The 17,627-nt window shown below is 72.3% G+C and carries 12 protein-coding genes; 2 read left to right on the forward strand and 10 right to left on the reverse strand.

Features of this window, described 5'->3' with window-relative positions:
• Positions 1-59: 59 nt before the first annotated feature.
• The 3 genes from ELQ39_RS08045 to ELQ39_RS08055 form a co-directional block, all read right to left on the reverse strand.
• Positions 60-1,505 (reverse strand): aldehyde dehydrogenase family protein, encoded by a 1,446-nt coding sequence (locus ELQ39_RS08045; RefSeq protein WP_190005399.1) that lies wholly within the window; start codon positions 1,503-1,505, stop codon positions 60-62.
• Positions 1,506-1,875: 370 nt separating this feature from the next.
• Positions 1,876-3,435, reverse strand: coding sequence for a PucR family transcriptional regulator (locus ELQ39_RS08050; protein WP_242591505.1), 1,560 nt, complete (start codon positions 3,433-3,435; stop codon positions 1,876-1,878).
• A 127-nt stretch (positions 3,436-3,562) separates the two neighbouring features.
• Positions 3,563-5,683, reverse strand: coding sequence for an ATP-binding protein (locus ELQ39_RS08055; RefSeq protein ID WP_242591506.1), 2,121 nt, complete (start codon positions 5,681-5,683; stop codon positions 3,563-3,565).
• Between the two features lie 277 nt (positions 5,684-5,960).
• Here ELQ39_RS08055 and gabT point away from each other — a divergent pair, with 277 nt between their 5' ends.
• Together gabT and ELQ39_RS08065 are read left to right on the forward strand one after the other, a co-directional pair.
• The gene (gabT, locus tag ELQ39_RS08060; RefSeq protein WP_190005397.1) at positions 5,961-7,295 is read left to right on the forward strand and encodes a 4-aminobutyrate--2-oxoglutarate transaminase; all 1,335 of its coding nucleotides are present in this window, start codon (positions 5,961-5,963) and stop codon (positions 7,293-7,295) included.
• Between the two features lie 474 nt (positions 7,296-7,769).
• The gene (locus tag ELQ39_RS08065; protein WP_242591507.1) at positions 7,770-8,405 is read left to right on the forward strand and encodes a phosphatase PAP2 family protein; all 636 of its coding nucleotides are present in this window, start codon (positions 7,770-7,772) and stop codon (positions 8,403-8,405) included.
• Here ELQ39_RS08065 and ELQ39_RS08070 read toward each other — a convergent pair.
• The 7 genes from ELQ39_RS08070 to ELQ39_RS08100 form a co-directional block, all read right to left on the reverse strand.
• Positions 8,344-10,158, reverse strand: coding sequence for a chitinase (locus tag ELQ39_RS08070; protein WP_242591508.1), 1,815 nt, complete (start codon positions 10,156-10,158; stop codon positions 8,344-8,346). The genes ELQ39_RS08065 and ELQ39_RS08070 overlap by 62 nt on opposite strands.
• Before the next feature lie 120 nt (positions 10,159-10,278).
• Positions 10,279-11,697 carry an NAD(P)/FAD-dependent oxidoreductase gene (locus tag ELQ39_RS08075; RefSeq protein ID WP_242591509.1) on the reverse strand — a complete coding sequence of 473 codons (1,419 nt, stop codon included), beginning with the start codon at positions 11,695-11,697 and terminating at the stop codon, positions 10,279-10,281.
• Between the two features lie 37 nt (positions 11,698-11,734).
• The gene (locus tag ELQ39_RS08080) at positions 11,735-12,535 is read right to left on the reverse strand and encodes an ABC transporter permease (protein ID WP_190005393.1); all 801 of its coding nucleotides are present in this window, start codon (positions 12,533-12,535) and stop codon (positions 11,735-11,737) included.
• Positions 12,536-13,465, reverse strand: a complete 930-nt coding sequence (locus ELQ39_RS08085; protein ID WP_242591510.1) for an ABC transporter permease — start codon at positions 13,463-13,465, stop codon at positions 12,536-12,538. It abuts the gene before it with no gap.
• On the reverse strand, positions 13,462-14,652 hold the full coding sequence (locus tag ELQ39_RS08090) for an ABC transporter ATP-binding protein (protein ID WP_190005391.1): 1,191 nt from the start codon (positions 14,650-14,652) through the stop codon (positions 13,462-13,464). The genes ELQ39_RS08085 and ELQ39_RS08090 overlap by 4 nt, the downstream gene beginning before the upstream one ends.
• A 4-nt stretch (positions 14,653-14,656) precedes the next feature.
• Positions 14,657-15,904 (reverse strand): polyamine ABC transporter substrate-binding protein, encoded by a 1,248-nt coding sequence (locus ELQ39_RS08095; protein ID WP_242591511.1) that lies wholly within the window; start codon positions 15,902-15,904, stop codon positions 14,657-14,659.
• Positions 15,905-15,953: 49 nt separating this feature from the next.
• Entirely contained in the window at positions 15,954-17,489 is a 1,536-nt protein-coding gene (locus ELQ39_RS08100) for a gamma-aminobutyraldehyde dehydrogenase (RefSeq protein ID WP_242591512.1), read from the reverse strand.
• Positions 17,490-17,627 lie beyond the last annotated feature (138 nt).

Raw genomic sequence — 17,627 nt, forward strand, 5'->3', positions numbered from 1 at the left:
GAAGGGCCCGGCACCGAACGCGTCGGTGCCGGGCCCTTGTCGTGGCCGGGGTGTCGCCGTCAGAGGGCGAGACCGGTGAGGACCAGCACCCGCTCGTAGGTGTAGTCCTCCATCGCGAACCGCACGCCCTCGCGGCCCACACCGGACTGCTTGGCGCCGCCGTACGGCATCTGGTCGGCGCGGTAGGACGGCACGTCGCCCACGACCACGCCGCCGACCTCGAGCGCGCGGTGGGCGCGGAAGGCGCTCTGCAGGTCGTGGGTGAAGACGCCTGCCTGGAGGCCGTACTTGGAGTCGTTGACGGCGGCGAACGCCTCCTCCTCGCCGTTCACCTTCTGCACCGTGAGCACCGGTCCGAAGACCTCCTCGCAGGAGATCGTCACATCGGCGGGCACATCGGTGAGCACGGTCGGCGCGTACGAGGCGCCGTCGCGCTTGCCCCCGGTCAGGAGGGCGGCGCCGGCCTCGACGGCCTCGTTCACCCAGGACTCGACGCGCTTGGCGGCGTCCTCGCTGACCAGCGGGCCGACGTCGGTGGCGTCGTCGGACGGGTCACCGGTGACCTGCGCCTCCACGGCGGCGACGATGCGCGGCAGCAGCCGGTCGTACACCGAGGCGTCCGCGATGACGCGCTGCACGGAGATGCAGGACTGGCCGCCCTGGTAGTTGGAGAAGGTGGCGATGCGGGCGGCGGCCCGGTCCAGGTCCTCGTCGCTCGCGAAGTCGGCGAGGACGACGGCCGCGCCGTTGCCGCCCAGCTCCAGGGTGCAGTGCTTGCGCGGCACCGAGTCCATGATCGCGTAGCCGACCTTCTCGGAGCCGGTGAAGGAGATGACCGGCAGCCGCTCGTCCTGGACCAGGGCGGGCATGCGCTCGTTGGGCACCGGCAGGACGGACCAGGAGCCGGCGGGCAGCTCGGTCTCGGCCAGCAGCTCGCCGAGGATCAGCGCGGACAGCGGGGTGGCCGGCGCCGGCTTCAGGACGATGGGCGCGCCGGCGGCGATCGCGGGGGCCACCTTGTGGGCGCACAGGTTCAGCGGGAAGTTGAACGGCGCGATGCCGAGGACGACACCCTTGGGGAAGCGGCGCGTGAGGGCGAGCCGGCCCTGGCCTCCCGCGTCGGTGTCGAGCCGCTGGGCGTCGCCGCCGTTGAAGCGGCGTGCCTCCTCGGACGCGAAGCGGAACACGGACACGGCCCGGCCGACCTCGCCGCGCGCCCACTTCATCGGCTTGCCGTTCTCGGCGGAGATCAGCCGGGCGATCTCCTCGGTGCGCTCGGCCAGCCGGCGGCTGACGTGGTCCAGGGCCGCGGCCCGGACGTGGGCGGGGGTGGCGGCGAACTCGTCCCGCACGGCGTACGCGGCGGCCACGGCCTCCTCGACCTGTGCCTCGGTCGGCACGCTCACGGCGCCGACGACCCGGCCGTCCCAGGGGGAGGTGACGTCGAAGGCGGTCTCGCCGGTGGCCTGGCGGCCGGCGAGCCAGAAGGCGTGGGTGGAAGTCATGTCGAGTCCCGGCCCTTCCGCGTTGGAGGTGTACGTGGGTTGCTGGCCACCACGGTAGGTCCGGCACGCCGGGGCGGCGTTTGTCCGGGGAGGAGTGGTGCCCTGCGCTTCCGTGCCACTTTGGCACCAGGCCCGACGCGCAGGCGAAGCGGGCGAACGGCGCGAGCGCCACCCCGGGGGGCGCGCCCAGCCCCGGACAACCGTGCGCGTCCCCACCACGGTGACTGCCACCCTTCAGGGGCGCGGGGAACTGCGCGCTCAACCCCCGGACAGCCGTCACCTCACCACCACGGCGACTACCACCCCCAGGGGCGCGGGGAACTGCGCGCTCACCCCCCACCGACCCGCACCCGCCCGGCAGCCCCGCCACTCACCCCGCGTCCGCGGCCGTGGCCTTCAGAGCCAGCCACAGCTCCATCCGCACATCCGGGTCGTCCAGGGACCTCCCCAAGATCTCCTCCACCCGCCGCATGCGATACCGAAGCGTGTGGCGGTGAACGCCGAGATCCGCGGCAGCCGCGTCCCACTGCCCGTGACGGGACAGCCAAGCCCGCAGAGAGGCGACAAGGTCACCACGCCCGGTCGCGTCATGATCCCGCAGCGCCCGCAGCAGCCCGTCGGCGAACGCCTTCACCGCATCGTCGGCGAGCAACGGCAGCACGGACCCGGCGGCCATCTGCTCGTGCTCCACCAGCACCCGCCCCCGCCGCCGCGCCACGGACAGCGCCTGCTCGGCCTGCTTGTAGGCGGCGGAAGCGGTGATCGGCCCGGCCGGCGCGGACAGCCCCACCACCAGCTCGTCGTCGTCCGTCCTGCGCGCGGCCTCCCGCGCGGCGGCGTGGTCGCAGCAGGCACTGACGACGGTGCCGCCGTCCGCGGCCAGCACGACCAGCCGCTCCCCCTCCGGCACCACCAGCACCGCCTCGCCCGACCGCGCGGCGGCGGACTCGGCGGACTCGGCGAGGGCGCCGAGGGCGTCCCCGTCCGCCGCACCCCGGGCGACGATGATCCGGAACGGCGCGTCGAGCAGCCCGCCGTACAGGTCTCCGGCGACCGTGCGGGCGTGGTCCGGCTCCCCCGCGAGCAGCATGCGCAGCACGGCCGCGCCGATGCGCTGTTCGGCGGCGTGCAGCGAACGGGAGCGTTCGGTGGTGAGGGTGAGCAGCGCGACGGCGGAGTGGACGGCGTAGCGCTCGGCGGTGCCGGGGGCGGACGCGGTGCCGACGGCGAGCGCGGCGCGGGGGCGCCGTCCGGTGCCGAGGGAGTGCAGCTCGACCCGGTCCTCGTTCTCCGGTCCCGCGACCACCGAGGACGCGGGCGCGGGCCGCTCCCGCAGCCGTGTGACCTCCGTGGTGAGCCGGGCGGCGCGCCGGCCCGCCCAGTCGGGGGCGGCGGCGACGACCGATCCGGAGGCGTCGTAGAGCGCGGCCCACCCGTCGACCTGGGAGGCGAGCGCGGCGAGCAGGCCCTCGGGGCCGTCGGTGAGGGCGTGCCGGGTGAGTTCCCGCTGGGCGGCGAAGCCGGCGGTGACCGCGCGGTACTGGTCGGCGGCGATCGCGGCGGACACGGCCTTGCTGATGGCGAGGAACGGTGTGCGGCGCGGCACCTCCAGCAGCGGCAGCCCTTCCTCGCGCGCGGCCTCGACCAGCGCCTCGGGGATGTCGTCGTAGTGGACGCCGACGGCGAAGCCGAGTCCGACGACGCCCGCGCCGGCCAGCCGCTTCACATAGCGGCGCATCGCTTCCCGGTCCTCCGCGTCGAGTTTCAGCGCGGTGATCAGGAGCAGCTCGCCGCCCTCCATGTACGGCACGGGGTCGGCGAGCTCGCTGGCGTGCGCCCAGCGGACGGGCGCGTCGAGGCGGTCCTCCCCCGCGCGCACGGTCAGTTTGAGCGCGGAGTGGTGGACGAGCGAGGCGAGCGTCGGGGGCATCGGGGCGGTGAGCCTTCGGTTCGGCGGTCGGGTGTCGGTGTGGAAGAACGGTGATCTTTTGGCCGTCTCGTATGAACGGCCTGTGTCGATTCTGCCTCACCGTACGGTCCCCGGCGGCCGCGACCGCTCACTCCCGCAGGTCCACCAGGAGCGGAGGCGCGTGCTCCCCCTTCACGGTCGTCAGCGACAGCACCGCGTGGCCCGCGGGCACCGCGTGCGCCAGCTCGGACGCCGACCAGCGCTCCCGCTCGACCTGGCGGACGGTGACCGCCCGCGCGGTGGGCGCCTTGCCGGTGATGGCCCGCCGCAGCGCGTGCACGGCCTTGCCCGCCGGGCTCTCGGCGATGATCTGCCGGTCGGTGACGTCCCGCGCCTCGGTCCACTCCTTGCCCCACACCTCGGCGAAGTCCTGGCCGTCCCAGGGAGTCACCCCGGACAGCGCCATGCGGCAGCCGGTGGCGCCGAGCAGCGGGCCGCGCAGCGGCCGGGGCACGTCGTCCAGGGTGCGCAGGGTGAGCAGCACGCCCGCGCCCGCGGACCGCAGCCGCTGGATGCCGCGGACGGACTCGGGGGTGATCACGCCGGTGGCGTCGTCCAGCACCAGGCAGGCGAACAGGGATCGGTCCTCGCGCACCGTGACGCTCGCGGTGAACTGGGCGAGGACCAGCCGCGCCAGCATCCGCGAGGCGTCCGCGTGGCCCCGTTCGGGAAGGTCCACGCGCACCCGGACGGGGTGGTCCAGCGCCTTGAGGGTGAACGGCCGGGACTCGCCGGAGGTGTCGAAGAACCCGGCGAAGGCTGGCCGGTCCAGCAGCGCCACCCGGTCGGCGAGGATCCCGCCGACGTCGCCGGGGTGGCCCATCTGCCGTTCCCGCGCGTCGAGTTCACGCAGCAGCGACTCCTGGCCGGCCTCCTCGAGGCCCTGGCGGAGGGCGGCCAGGGGGACGGGGGCGCCGTCGAGCAGCTGCCGCAGCTCCGGCACCGAGGGGAAGCGTCCGTGCACCGCGCGGAACGGTCCGAGGAGCTGGGCGAGGACGGTGGTGGAGCGGCGGGTGTCGCTGCCGGGGTGCGGGTCGGCCAGGTCGCCGACGAGCGCCTCGGCGAGCACGGCGGCGGCCTCGTCGGGGTCGGTGGTGCCGCCGTACAGGTCGAGGTCGTAGACGGAGTCGGGGCTGCCGACGCGGATGACGACGTCGTAGGCGTCGGACGGGCCGAGGCCCGCGCCGGCCGCGCCGACCACCACCACGGCGGTCCGCCCGGCGAGCGCCTGGAGGCACAGCGACTCGGCGACCGGCCGGACCACGCCGCCGGTCTTGCCGGACCCGGCGGGGCCGACCACGAGCATGGAGGTGCCGAGCAGGTCGGGTCCGAGGGCGAGTCCGGCGCCGCGGTAGGCGTAGGGGTTGCGCGGGTCGTCGGCGGTGGTGCCGAGCCGCACCTGGCCGGTGAGCAGGTCGTGGCGGGCCTGCCGGACGGGCAGGTCGCGGGCGCCGGAGGGGTGCGGGCAGGCGGCGGCGCCGTCCCTCAGCACCGCCCCGGTGAAGGTGGCGAGGCTGTGCCGGCCGGCGCGCACGCCCTGCCAGGCGCGGGCGATCCGGGCATGGTCGACGTCCCGCATCAGCCCGGCGCGGGCGTCGGCGGCGAGCCGCTCGGCGGCGTCCACGGCACCGGCGGCGCGCAGCGCGGGCCAGGCGGCCGGGTCCTCCTCGGGGGCGGGCGGAGGCTCGTGGCGAGGGGTGCGGCGCCAGGCGGGCGGGCCGTAGCGGCGCCAGATCTCGCCCCAGCGGCCGAGCCGGCCCACGCCGACCATGATGATCCCGGCGACGAGCACGTAGTAGGCGTAGACGACCACGACGGAGGCGAAGCTGTGCGGCTCCGCCCAGGAGTCGGGGATCATCGCGTACAGCGGCAGCAGCCACCAGCCGCCCAGGTAGCCGTTCCACAGCAGCGACCAGATCAGCCAGCCGACGAGGAACGCGATCAGCGCCCCGCCGAACAGCTGACGGCCGGGGACGCGCTCCGGCTCCTCCTCGGGCCGGGGCCGGTGGCCGAACCGCCAGATGCCGGGGAGCGTCTCCGGGCGAGCGGTGCGCAGCCAGGCGAGGAACGCGGAGCCGTCCTGGGGAGGCGGCGCGCCCGGTGCGTGCGCGGGGCGCGGTGGCGCCGCCGGTACCTGAGGTGGTCCCGCCGGGCGCGGCACGGGGCCGGCCTGCGTGCCCCGCGCGTCCTGGGTACCCTCGCTGTCCATCGCCCCTGCCCCCTGAGCAGCCGCCTCGTACGCCTACAGACACGTCAATCTAACGCCCCGACAGGCGTGGTCCGCCGATGGCACGGCCGGGGTCCGCATCCGGCCGGTACGCACCGTCGCGCCGCGTCGGCACGGCCGCCGCCCGGCGGGTATGTCCACGACGGACAACCCGGGCACCCGGACAACGCCCACATGGAGCATGCCCAGCCTTCTCCCCCCGCCCTAGCCTGCGAGAAAAGAAGCATCGAGCGTCCGTTACACCCCCCAGGAGCCCCGCATGACCGCACTTCCGCAGGAGCGCCGCGTCGTCACCGCCATCCCCGGCCCGAAGTCGCAGGAGCTGCAGGCCCGCCGCACCGCCGCGGTCGCGCAGGGCGTGGGCTCCGTGCTGCCCGTGTTCACCGCGCGGGCCGGCGGCGGCATCATCGAGGACGTCGACGGCAACCGCCTGATCGACTTCGGCTCCGGCATCGCCGTGACCTCCGTCGGCGCGTCCGCCGAGGCCGTCGTCCGCCGCGCCTCCGCGCAGCTCGCCGACTTCACCCACACCTGTTTCATGGTGACCCCGTACGAGGGTTACGTGGCCGTCGCCGAGGCGCTGGCCGAGCTGACGCCGGGCGACCACGCGAAGAAGTCCGCGCTGTTCAACAGCGGCGCCGAGGCCGTCGAGAACGCCGTGAAGATCGCCCGCGCGTACACCAAGCGGCAGGCGGTCGTCGTGTTCGACCACGGCTACCACGGCCGTACCAACCTCACGATGGCGCTGACCGCGAAGAACATGCCGTACAAGCACGGCTTCGGTCCGTTCGCGCCCGAGGTGTACCGCGTGCCGGTCGCCTACGGCTACCGCTGGCCGACCGGCCCGGAGAACGCGGGTCCCGAGGCCGCCGCGCAGGCCATCGACGAGATGTCCAAGCAGGTCGGCGCCGAGAACATCGCCGCGATCATCATCGAGCCGGTGCTCGGCGAGGGCGGCTTCATCGAACCGGCCAAGGGCTTCCTGCCGGCGATCAGCAAGTTCGCCCAGGACAACGGCATCGTCTTCGTCGCCGACGAGATCCAGTCCGGCTTCTGCCGCACCGGCCAGTGGTTCGCCTGCGAGGACGAGGGCATCGTCCCCGACCTGATCACCACGGCGAAGGGCATCGCGGGCGGTCTGCCGCTGGCCGCGGTCACCGGCCGCGCCGAGATCATGGACGCCGCGCACTCCGGCGGGCTGGGCGGCACCTACGGCGGCAACCCGGTCGCCTGCGCCGGTGCGCTCGGCGCCATCGAGACGATGAAGGAGCTGGACCTCAACGCCCGCGCCAAGCGGATCGAGGAGGTCATGAAGGGCCGCCTGACCGCCATGGCGGAGAAGTTCGACATCATCGGCGACGTCCGGGGCCGCGGCGCGATGATCGCGATCGAGCTGGTCAAGGACCGTGCCACCAAGGAGCCGAACCCGGAGGCGACGGCCGCGCTGGCGAAGGCCTGCCACCAGGAGGGCCTGCTGGTCCTGACCTGTGGCACCTACGGCAACGTGCTGCGCTTCCTGCCCCCGCTGGTCATCGGCGAGGACCTGCTGAACGAGGGCCTCGACATCATCGAGCAGGCCTTCACCCGCGTCTGACCCGGCCCGTTCTCGCCTGACGCTGCGTCGGATCGCGCATCGGGGCAGGTGGACCGCTCGAGGCCCCCTGTCCCGGCCGTCCGGATCCGGACAGCGGCAGAGCGTGTGAAGAACGTGTGCGAGGTGGATGACAGGAGCCCGTGGGCCCTGTCGCCGGGCCACCCCCTGCCGTAGGTTTCTCCCCGGATGAGAGATACACCCCCGCCCGCAGGGGACTGCGGGCGGCTCAGGCCGAGGCCTCCCCAGCTTCGACCTGGTCGTGCCTCGCGCACACAACCGGGGCCCGAGGGCCCCGGGTCTCCTCACGATCGGACGGTCGCCCGCCCCAGACCCCCCGGGGCGCGCGACGTTCCGATCCGGACGGCCGTCCGGGCACCGGACACGGCAAGCCGTTCCCCGGAGGGCCGGCGCACACCCCCCTTTGTGCCGGCCCTCCGGTGTGTCCGCACCCTCCCGCCTGCGAAGCTGTCCCGCATGCTGCTGCTGGCCGTGCCGCTCGCCCTCTTCGTCCTGATCACCTGGCAGGTCCTCGCCGACGGCCCGCTCCTCGGCCTCGACGCACGCCTGAGCGACGCCCTGGTCCACCCCGACCGGGCCTCCGAACTCCTCTCCGACCTAGGCAACGTCCAGGTCGCCGTGCCCGTCCTCGCGGTCGCGCTGGCCGTCACGGCGTGGCGGCTGCGCGCCACAGGTATGGACCGCTGGTGGCTGCCGCCCGCGGCCGGCGCGGCGGCCATGGCCCTGGTCCCCGTGCTGGTCGCCCCGCTCAAGGCCTGGACCGGCCGCCCCGGCACCCCCGCCGTCCCTCCGGCGACCGGCTACTTCCCCTCCGGCCACACGGCCACGGCGATGGTCGCGTACGGCACGGCGACCCTGCTGCTCCTCCCGCTGCTCGGGTCGCCGGCCGTACGCCGGGGTCTGCTCGCGCTGTGCGCCCTGCTGGTCCTGGGCGCGTCGTACGGGCTGGTGCGCCGGGGCTACCACTGGCCGCTGGACGTGGTGGGGAGCTGGTGCCTCGGCGCGATGCTGCTGACCGGTGTGGTGCTGGTCAGCCGAAGTAGCCGTCGAACGTCCGCAGGAACTCCCAGCCGCCGAAGCGGTCCCAGTTGATCGACCAGGTCATCAGGCCGCGCAGGGACGGCCAGGTGCCGTGGGTCGTGTAGGAGCCGCAGTCGGTCTTCTTCGTCAGGCAGTCGAGGGTCTTGACGACCTCCGCCGGGGACACGTGGCCGTTGCCGGCGTTGACCGTGGCCGGCATGCCGATGGCGACCTGGTCGGGGCGCAGCGGCGGGAAGACGTTGTTGGCGTCGCCGGCGACAGGGAAGCCGGTGAGCAGCATGTCGGTCATGGCGATGTGGAAGTCGGCGCCGCCCATCGAGTGGTACTGGTTGTCCAGGCCCATGATCGGCCCGGAGTTGTAGTCCTGGACGTGCAGCAGGGTCAGGTCGTCGCGCAGGGCGTGGATCACGGGGAGGTACGCGCCCGCCCGCGGGTCCTGGCCGCCCCACTTGCCGGTGCCGTAGTACTGGTATCCGAGCTGGACGAAGAACGTCTCCGGGGCCATGGTCAGCACGAAGTCGTCGCCGTACCTGGCCTTGAGGGTCTTCAGCGCCGAGATCAGGTTGACGATCACCGGGGTCTTCGGGTTCTTGAAGTCGGTGTCGTCGGCGTTGAGGGAGAGCGAGTGGCCCTCGAAGTCGATGTCCAGGCCGTCGAGTCCGTACTCGTCGATGATCTTCGAGACGGAGGAGACGAACATGTCGCGGGCGGCGGTCGTGGTGAGCTGGACCTGGCCGTTCTGTCCGCCGATGGAGATCAGCACCTTCTTCCCGGCCGCCTGCTTGGCCTTGATCGCCGCCTTGAACTCGGCGTCGCTCTCCACACCGGGGCACTCGGCGGCCGGGCAGCGCTCGAAGCGGATGTCACCCGAGGTGACGGAGGTGGGCTCGCCGAAGGCCAGGTCGATGACGTCCCAGCTGTCGGGGACGTCGGCGAGGCGGGTGTAGCCGGAGCCGTTGGCGAAGCTCGCGTGGAGGTAACCGACCAGGGCGTGGGCCGGCAGGCCGGAGTCGCCGCCCCCGGAGCCGGGTGCCGAGGTCGTCGCGGTGACGGTGGCCGAACGGGCGGACTCCCCCGCGTCGTTGAGGGCGGCCACCTGGAAGGCGTACGCCGTCGAGGGCGACAGTCCGGTGACGGTGGTCGAGGTGCCGGTGACCGTGCGGATCCGCGCGCCGTCGCGGTAGACGGCGTACGAGGTGGCGCCCGCGGCCGGTGACCAGGACAGGGAGACGCTGGTGGAGGTGGCGCCGGACGCGGTGAGGCCGGCCGGCGGGGCGGGCGGCTGCCCGGTCCCGCCGCCGGGGCCGGTGAGGGTGATGTCGTCGGCGTGGTAGGCGCCGGTGCCGTACCAGCCGTGGGTGTAGATCGTGACGCTGGTGGTGGAGGGCCCGGTGCGGAAGGTGGTGGTGAGCTTCTGCCAGTCGGGGGCGGACTGGGTCCAGGTGGAGACGTCGGTGGTGCCGGTGCCGCTCGCGCCGAGGTACACGTAGGCGCCGCGGACGTAGCCGGAGAGGGTGTAGGCGGAGTCGGGTCTCACCGAGATTGTCTGGGCACAGCGGGCGTTGTCCGAGCCGGACGGGGTGGCCTTCAGGGCGGAGGCTCCGCTGCGGACGGGTGAGGTGACGGCGGTGCCTGCCGGGCAGGTCCAGCCGTCGAGGCCGGCCTCGAAGCCTCCGTTGCGGGCGAGGTCGGCGTCGGCCGCGCGGGCGTCCGGGGTCAGGGCGGTGACGCCGGCCGCGGCGACGGCGGTGGCGGTGAGCAGGACGGCGAGGGGGCGGCGGACGTGGGGTCTGGCGCGGTCCACAAGGGCCTCCGGGCAGGGGGGAGTTGGAGGGGTGGAGCGCGCTCAATTTGGTCCAGACCAATTCGCTTGTCAAGCCCCCGCGCAGCACCTCCGCACGCCCCTCCCCTGCCCCTCGGAGGCTCAGCTGTCGAAGCCCAGCCCCAGCCGGTCCATCGTCCGCAGCCACAGGTTCCGCCGCCCCCCGTGCGCGTCCGCCCTGGCCAGGGACCATTTGGTGAGGGCGATGCCGGTCCAGGCGAACGGCTCCGGCGGGAACGGCAACGGCTTGCTGCGCACCATCTCCAGCTCCGTGCGCTCGGTCCGCTCCCCCGCCAGCAGGTCCAGCATCACCTCCGCGCCGAACCGCGTCGCGCCGACGCCGAGCCCGGTGTAGCCCGCCGCGTACGCCACCCGGCCCGCGTGGGCGGTGCCGAAGAACGCCGAGAAGCGCGAGCAGGTGTCGATCGCGCCGCCCCAGGCGTGGGTGAAGCGCACCCCCTCCAGCTGGGGGAAGCAGGTGAAGAAGTGGCCCGCGAGCCTGGCGTACGTCTCCGGCCGGTCGTCGTACTCGGCGCGCACCCGGCCGCCGTACGGGTAGACGGCGTCGTAGCCGCCCCACAGGATGCGGCGGTCGGCGGAGAGCCGGAAGTAGTGGAACTGGTTGGCGCTGTCGCCGAGCCCCTGGCGGTTCTTCCAGCCGATGGAGCCGAGCTGCTCGTCGGTGAGCGGCTCCGTCATCAGGGCGTAGTCGTAGACCGGGACGGTGTAGGGGCGGACCCGGCGCACCAGGCTCGGGAAGACGTTCGTGCCGAGCGCGACCCGGCGGGCGCGGATCGCGCCGTACGGGGTGCGGACGGACATGCCGGCGTTGTACCGCCTGAGGGTGAGCGCGGGCGTGTGCTCGTACACGCGCACCCCGAGGTCGAGGCAGGCCCGCTTCAGGCCCCAGGCGAGGCGGGCCGGGTTGAGCATCGCGACGCCCCGGCGGTCGTAAAGCCCCGCCAGGAAGGTGGGCGAGTCGACCTGCTCGCGCACCGCGTCGGCGCCCAGGAACTCGAAGCCGTCGGCCAGGCCCCGGCCGGCGATCTCCTCGTACCAGGCGCGCAGTTCCTCCGCCTGGTACGGCTCGGTGGCGACGTCGATCTCGCCGGTGCGCTCGAAGTCGCAGTCGATGGAGTGGCGGGCGACCGTCTCCTCGATGGCGTCGAGGTTGCGGGCGCCCAGCCGTTCCAGGGTGTGGATCTCGTCCGGCCAGCGGGTGAGCCCGTTGGACAGGCCGTGGGTGAGGGAGGCGGCGCAGAACCCGCCGTTGCGGCCGGAGGCGGCCCAGCCCACCTCGCGGCCCTCCACCAGCACGACGTCCCGTGAGGGGTCGCGCTCCTTGGCGATCAGCGCGGTCCACAGTCCGCTGTAGCCGCCGCCCACGACCAGCAGGTCGCAGGTGGTCCGCCCGGTCAGGGCCGGCTCGGGGTCGGGGCGGCCGGGGTCGTCCAGCCAGTAGGAGACCGGCCGGGCCTCGGAGAGGGACTGCGTCCAACGGCTCATGGCGCTCGGGGCCATGATCTCAACTCCCTACTGCGGACTGTGGATCAGCGAGTCATGCCTTCTGCCGCTTGCGGCGGTTGGCGACGGCCATGGAGACCAGCACCAGCAGCACGGCGATCACGAACATGGCCGTGCCGATGACGTTGATCTGGACGGGCGTGCCGCGCTGCGCGGAGCCCCAGACGAACATCGGGAAGGTGACGGTCGAACCTGCGGTGAAGTTGGTGATGATGAAGTCGTCGAAGGACAGGGCGAAGGCGAGCAGCGCGCCCGCCGCGATGCCGGGGGCGGCGATCGGCAGCGTGACCCGCAGGAACGTCTGCGCCGGGCCGGCGTAGAGGTCCTGCGCGGCCTGCTCCAGACGCGGGTCCATCGACATCACGCGTGCCTTCACGGCGACCACGACGAAGCTGAGGCAGAACATGATGTGGGCGATCAGGATCGTCCAGAAGCCCAGCTCCGCACCCATGTTGAGGAACAGGGTGAGCAGTGAGGCCGCCATCACCACCTCGGGCATCGCCATCGGCAGGAAGATCAGCGAGTTGACCGCGCCGCGGGCGCGGAAACGGTAGCGGACCAGCGCGAACGCGATCATCGTGCCGAGCAGCGTCGCGCCGAGCGTGGCCCAGAAGGCGATCTGCAGGCTGAGGCCCAGCGACTCGCACAGCCCGGAGACCCCGCACGGGTCCCGCCACGCGTCGGTGGAGAACTCCTGCCACTGGTAGTTGAAGCGCCCCTTCGGCCGGTTGAAGGAGAACACCGTGACGACGACGTTCGGCAGGAGGAGGTAGGCCAGCGTCAGCAGACCCGCGATGACGACGACGTTGCGCTTGAACCAATTGACGAAGGCCATTTAAACCAGATCCTCCGTGCCGGACTTGCGGATGTAGACCGTGACGACGGCGAGGATCGCGGCCATCAGGATGAACGAGAGCGCCGCGGCCGTCGGGTAGTCCAGGATCCGCAGGAACTGGGACTGGATGACGTTGCCGACCATCCGGGTGTCGGTGGAGCCGAGCAGGTCCGAGTTGATGTAGTCGCCGGACGCCGGGATGAAGGTCAGCAGCGTGCCGGAGACCACGCCCGGCATCGACAGCGGGAAGGTGACCTTGCGGAAGGTGGTCGACGGCTTGGCGTAGAGGTCGCCGGCGGCCTCGTGCAGCCGGGGGTCGATCCGCTCCAGCGAGGTGTAGAGCGGGAGGATCATGAACGGCAGGAAGTTGTAGGTCAGACCGCACACCACCGCAAGCGGGGTGGCGAGCACCCGGTCGCCGGCGGTCCAGCCGAGGAACGCGGTGACGTCCAGGACGTGCAGCGCGTCCAGGGTGCCGACCACCGGGCCGCCGTCGGCGAGGATCGTCTTCCAGGCGAGGGTGCGGATCAGGAAGCTGGTGAAGAACGGCGCGATGACCAGGATCATGATCAGGTTGCGCCAGCGTCCCGCGCGGAAGGCGATCAGATACGCCAGCGGATAGCCGAGCAGCAGGCACAGCACGGTCGCGGAGGCCGCGTAGAGCACCGAGCGGACGAACTGCGGCCAGTACTCGGACAGGGCGTCCCAGTAGGTGGCGAAGTGCCAGGTGACCTTGTAGCCCTCCTCCAGGGAGCCCGTCTGCACGGACGTGGAGGCCTGGTAGATCACCGGCAGCGCGAAGAACACGACGAGCCAGAGCAGACCGGGCAGCAGCAGCAGGTACGGCGTCCATCGGCCGCGTTTGCGCGGCGGTTTCTTCTCGGGGGCGACGGGCGCCGGCGCCGGCGGCGCCTCGGTGACCGTGGTCATCGGGCGACCTCTTCCTCGGCCGTCTCGACGCCCGCGGAGCCCACAGTCCCGGCAAGCAGGGACTGTGCCGCGTCGAGGCCGAAGGTGTGGTCCGGGTTCCAGTGCAGGACGACCTCGGCGCCGGGCACCAGCCGGGCGTCCCGGTCGATGTTCTGCACGTAGACCTCGAAGTCGGAGCAGACCGGGCTGTCGACGACGAACTGCGTGGAGACGCCGATGAAGCTGGACTCGGTGATCCGGCCCGTGATCCGGTTGCGGCCGTCGGGTATGTCGCCCGCGTCGTCTGCGTGGGTGAGGGAGATCTTCTCCGGGCGCACCCCGGCGAGGATCCTGCCGCCGGTGGTGGCGGGCGCGCTCGCGCGGGCCCGGTGCAGCACCAGCTTGCCGCCGCCCGCCTTGAGCACGATGTCGTCACCCGACGTGGAGTCCACCTCGGCCTCGATGAAGTTGGAGGTGCCGAGGAAGTTCGCGACGAAGGTGGTGCGCGGGTTCTCGTACAGGTCGGCGGGGGTGCCGAGCTGCTCGACCCGGCCGGCGTTCATCACCGCGACGCAGTCGGCCATGGTCATGGCCTCCTCCTGGTCGTGGGTGACGTGCACGAAGGTGATGCCGACCTCGGTCTGGATCCGCTTGAGCTCCAGCTGCATCTGGCGGCGCAGCTTCAGGTCGAGGGCGCCGAGCGGCTCGTCGAGAAGGAGCACCTTGGGGTGGTTGATCAGCGCGCGGGCGACGGCGACGCGCTGCTGCTGGCCACCGGAGAGCTGGTGCGGCTTCTTGCGCGCCTGCTCTCCGAGCTGGACCAGCTCCAGCATCTCCTCGACCTGCTTCTTCACGCTCTTGATGCCGCGCCGGCGCAGGCCGAAGGCGACGTTCTCGTAGATGTCGAGGTGCGGGAAGAGGGCGTAGGACTGGAAGACCGTGTTCACCGGCCGCTTGTACGGCGGCAGCGCGGTGACGTCCTGGTCGCCGAGGTGGACCGTGCCCGCGGTGGGCTCCTCCAGACCGGCGATCATGCGCAGGGTGGTGGTCTTGCCGCAGCCGGACGCGCCGAGCAGGGCGAAGAAGGAGCCTTCGGGGACGGTCAGGTCGAGCGGGTGCACGGCGGTGAAGTCGCCGTACGTCTTGCTGATCCCGGTGAGGCGGACGTCACCGCCGCCGGCCGTGGTGGTCTCTTCGGTGGTCTTCATCTCGTCACGCCCCAGTGAGCTTCGCGAACTTGCCTTCGAATGCCGTCTCTTCCTCGGAGCTCAACGAGCGGAAGGCACGGGACTTGGCCTGCATGGCCTTGTCGGGGAGGATCAGCGGGTTGTTCGCCGCGTCCTCGTCGAGCTTCGCGAGCTCCTCCTTCACCCCGTCGACCGGACAGACGAAGTTGATGTAGGCGGCGAGCTGGGCGGCCGGCTGCGGCTCGAAGTAGTAGTCGATGAGGCGCTCGGCGTTCGTCTTGTGCCGGGCCTTGTTGGGGATCAGCATGTTGTCGCTGGAGAGCATGTAGCCGCTGTCCGGGATGACGAAGCCGATGTCCGGGTTGTCGGCCTGGAGCTGGACGACGTCACCGGCCCACGCGACGCACGCGGCGAGGTCGCCCTTGGTGAGGTCCGAGGTGTAGTCGTTGCCGGTGAACCTGCGGATCTGGCCCTTGTCGACGGACTTCTGCAGCCGGGCGAGGGCCGCGTCGTAGTCGTCGGCGCTGAAGGACCGCGGGTCCTTGTCCATGTCGAGCAGCGCCATGCCCATGGTGTCGCGCATCTCGGTGAGCAGCCCGACCCGGCCCTTGAGCTTCGGGTTGTCCAGCAGGTCGGACAAGGTCTTCACCTCGACCCCGTCGAGCGCCTTCCTGTTGTACGCGATGACGGTCGCGATGCCCTGCCAGGGGTACGAGTAGGCGCGGCCCGGGTCCCAGTCGGGGGTGCGGTACGACGAGGCCACGTTGGCGAAGGCATGCGGCAGGTTGGAGGCGTCCAGCTTCTGCACCCAGCCGAGGCGGATCAGGCGGGCGGCCAGCCAGTCGGTGAGGACGATGATGTCGCGGCCGGTGTCCTGGCCCGCGGCCAGCTGCGGCTTGATCTTCCCGAAGAACTCGGTGTTGTCGTTGATGTCCTCGGTGTACTTGACCTTGATGCCGGTGCGTTGCGTGAACGCGTCCAGCGTGGGGTGCCGGCGGCCGCTCTCGTCGATGTCCATGTACTCGGTCCAGTTGGAGAAGCTCACGGTCTTCTCCTTGGCCGAGTGGTCCTCCGCGGAGACGCCGCCCTCTGTGTTCCCGGCCGCGGGGATGCCGCAGGCGCTCAGCGCGCCCAGGCCGCCGACCGCGAGGGCGCCGCCCGCTGAGGCGCGCAGCAGGGAGCGGCGGGTGAGGGCCGCCCTGCCGTTGCGGAAACTGCGCCGTATCGCGGCCTCCTGGGCCGGCGAGAGGCGGTCGGGCTCGTACTGCTCCATGCGCGTGGTGCCCTTTCGGGAAGTGGCCGCGGGTCGGGCGGCCTGGCTGCTATCGGTCCCCGAAGACGGTGCGGTGCCAGTCCTTGCGGACCACCGCGGTGTTGTCGAACATGACGTGTTTGATCTGGGTGTACTCCTCGAAGGAGTACGCGGACATGTCCTTGCCGAAGCCGGACGCCTTGTAGCCGCCGTGCGGCATCTCGCTGATGATCGGGATGTGGTCGTTGATCCACACGCACCCCGCCTTGATCTCGCGGGTGGCCCGGCCCGTGCGGTACACGTCCCGGCTCCAGGCGGAGGCGGCGAGGCCGTACGGGGTGTCGTTGGCGAGTGCGATGCCCTCGTCGTCGGTGTCGAAGGGCAGGACGACCAGCACCGGTCCGAAGATCTCCGACTGCACGACCTCGCTGTCCTGTGCGGCGTCGGCGATCAGCGTGGGGCGATAGTACGCGCCCCGTGCCAAATCGCCCAGAGGTGTCTCACCGCCGGTCACCACGCGCGCGTAGGCACGCGCGCGTTCGACGAAACCGGCCACCCGGTCGCGCTGGGCGTGGGAGACGAGCGGGCCGAGGTCGGTGCCGGGGGCGAAGGGGTCGCCGAGCCGGACGGTCTCCATCAGCGCGGCGGTGCGCTCGACGAACGCGTCGTACAGGGGGCGCTGCACGTACGCGCGCGTGGCGGCGGTGCAGTCCTGGCCGGTGTTGATGAGGGCGCCCGCGACGGCGCCGTTGACGGCCGCGTCGAGGTCGGCGTCGTCGAAGACCAGGAAGGGGGCCTTGCCGCCCAGCTCCAGGTGGAGGCGCTTGACGGTGGCGGTGGCGATCTCCGCGACGCGCTTGCCGACCGCGGTGGAGCCGGTGAAGGAGGTCATGGCCACGTCGGGGTGGCCGACCAGGTGCTCACCCGCCTCCTTGCCGGTGCCGGTGACGATGTTGATCACGCCGTCCGGGATGCCGGCGTCGGTGGCGGCCTGCGCGAACAGCAGCGAGGTCAGGGGGGTGAGCTCGGCGGGCTTCAGCACGACGGTGTTGCCCGCCGCGATCGCCGGGAGGATCTTCCACGCGGCCATCTGCAGCGGGTAGTTCCAGGGGGCGATGGAGCCGACGACGCCGATGGGCTCGCGCCGGACGTAGGAGGTGTGGTCGCCCGAGTACTCGCCGGCCGACCGGCCCGCGAGGTGGCGGGCGGCGCCGGCGAAGAAGGTGATGTTGTCGATCGTGCCGGGCACGTCGAACTCGCGGCTCAGCTTCAGGGGCTTGCCGCACTGCAGGGACTCGGCGCGGGCGAAGTCCTCCGCCCGCTCGGCGACCACGGCCGCGAACCGGTGCAGGGCGTCGGAGCGCTCGCCGGGGGTGGCGGCCGCCCAGGCGGGGAACGCCTCCCGCGCGGCGGCGACGGCCGCGTCGACGTCGTCGGCGCCGGCGAGGTCGTAGGTGTACACCTCCTCGCCGGTGGCCGGGTCGACCACCGCGTGGGTGCGTCCCGAAGCGCCCTTCGTCAGGCGGCCCGCGATGAACTGCGCGCCGTCCGCGAACCGTTCGGCGGCCGGGAAGCGGTCCTGCGGGGTGGAGCCGGGTTTGTGCATGTCGCTCTCCTCCGTGTCCCCGAGGGGGGCGGCGTGGCTTGAGCTCGATTTGAGTGCCGATCCTGACAGAGCGGAGGCACTCCAACAAGTGATTCCGTTGTTGCCATTTGGTTACGCGACGGAATCTGTCGACCAGGT

The organism is Streptomyces sp. GB4-14, from assembly GCF_022696125.1.
GTDB lineage: Bacteria > Actinomycetota > Actinomycetes > Streptomycetales > Streptomycetaceae > Streptomyces > Streptomyces werraensis.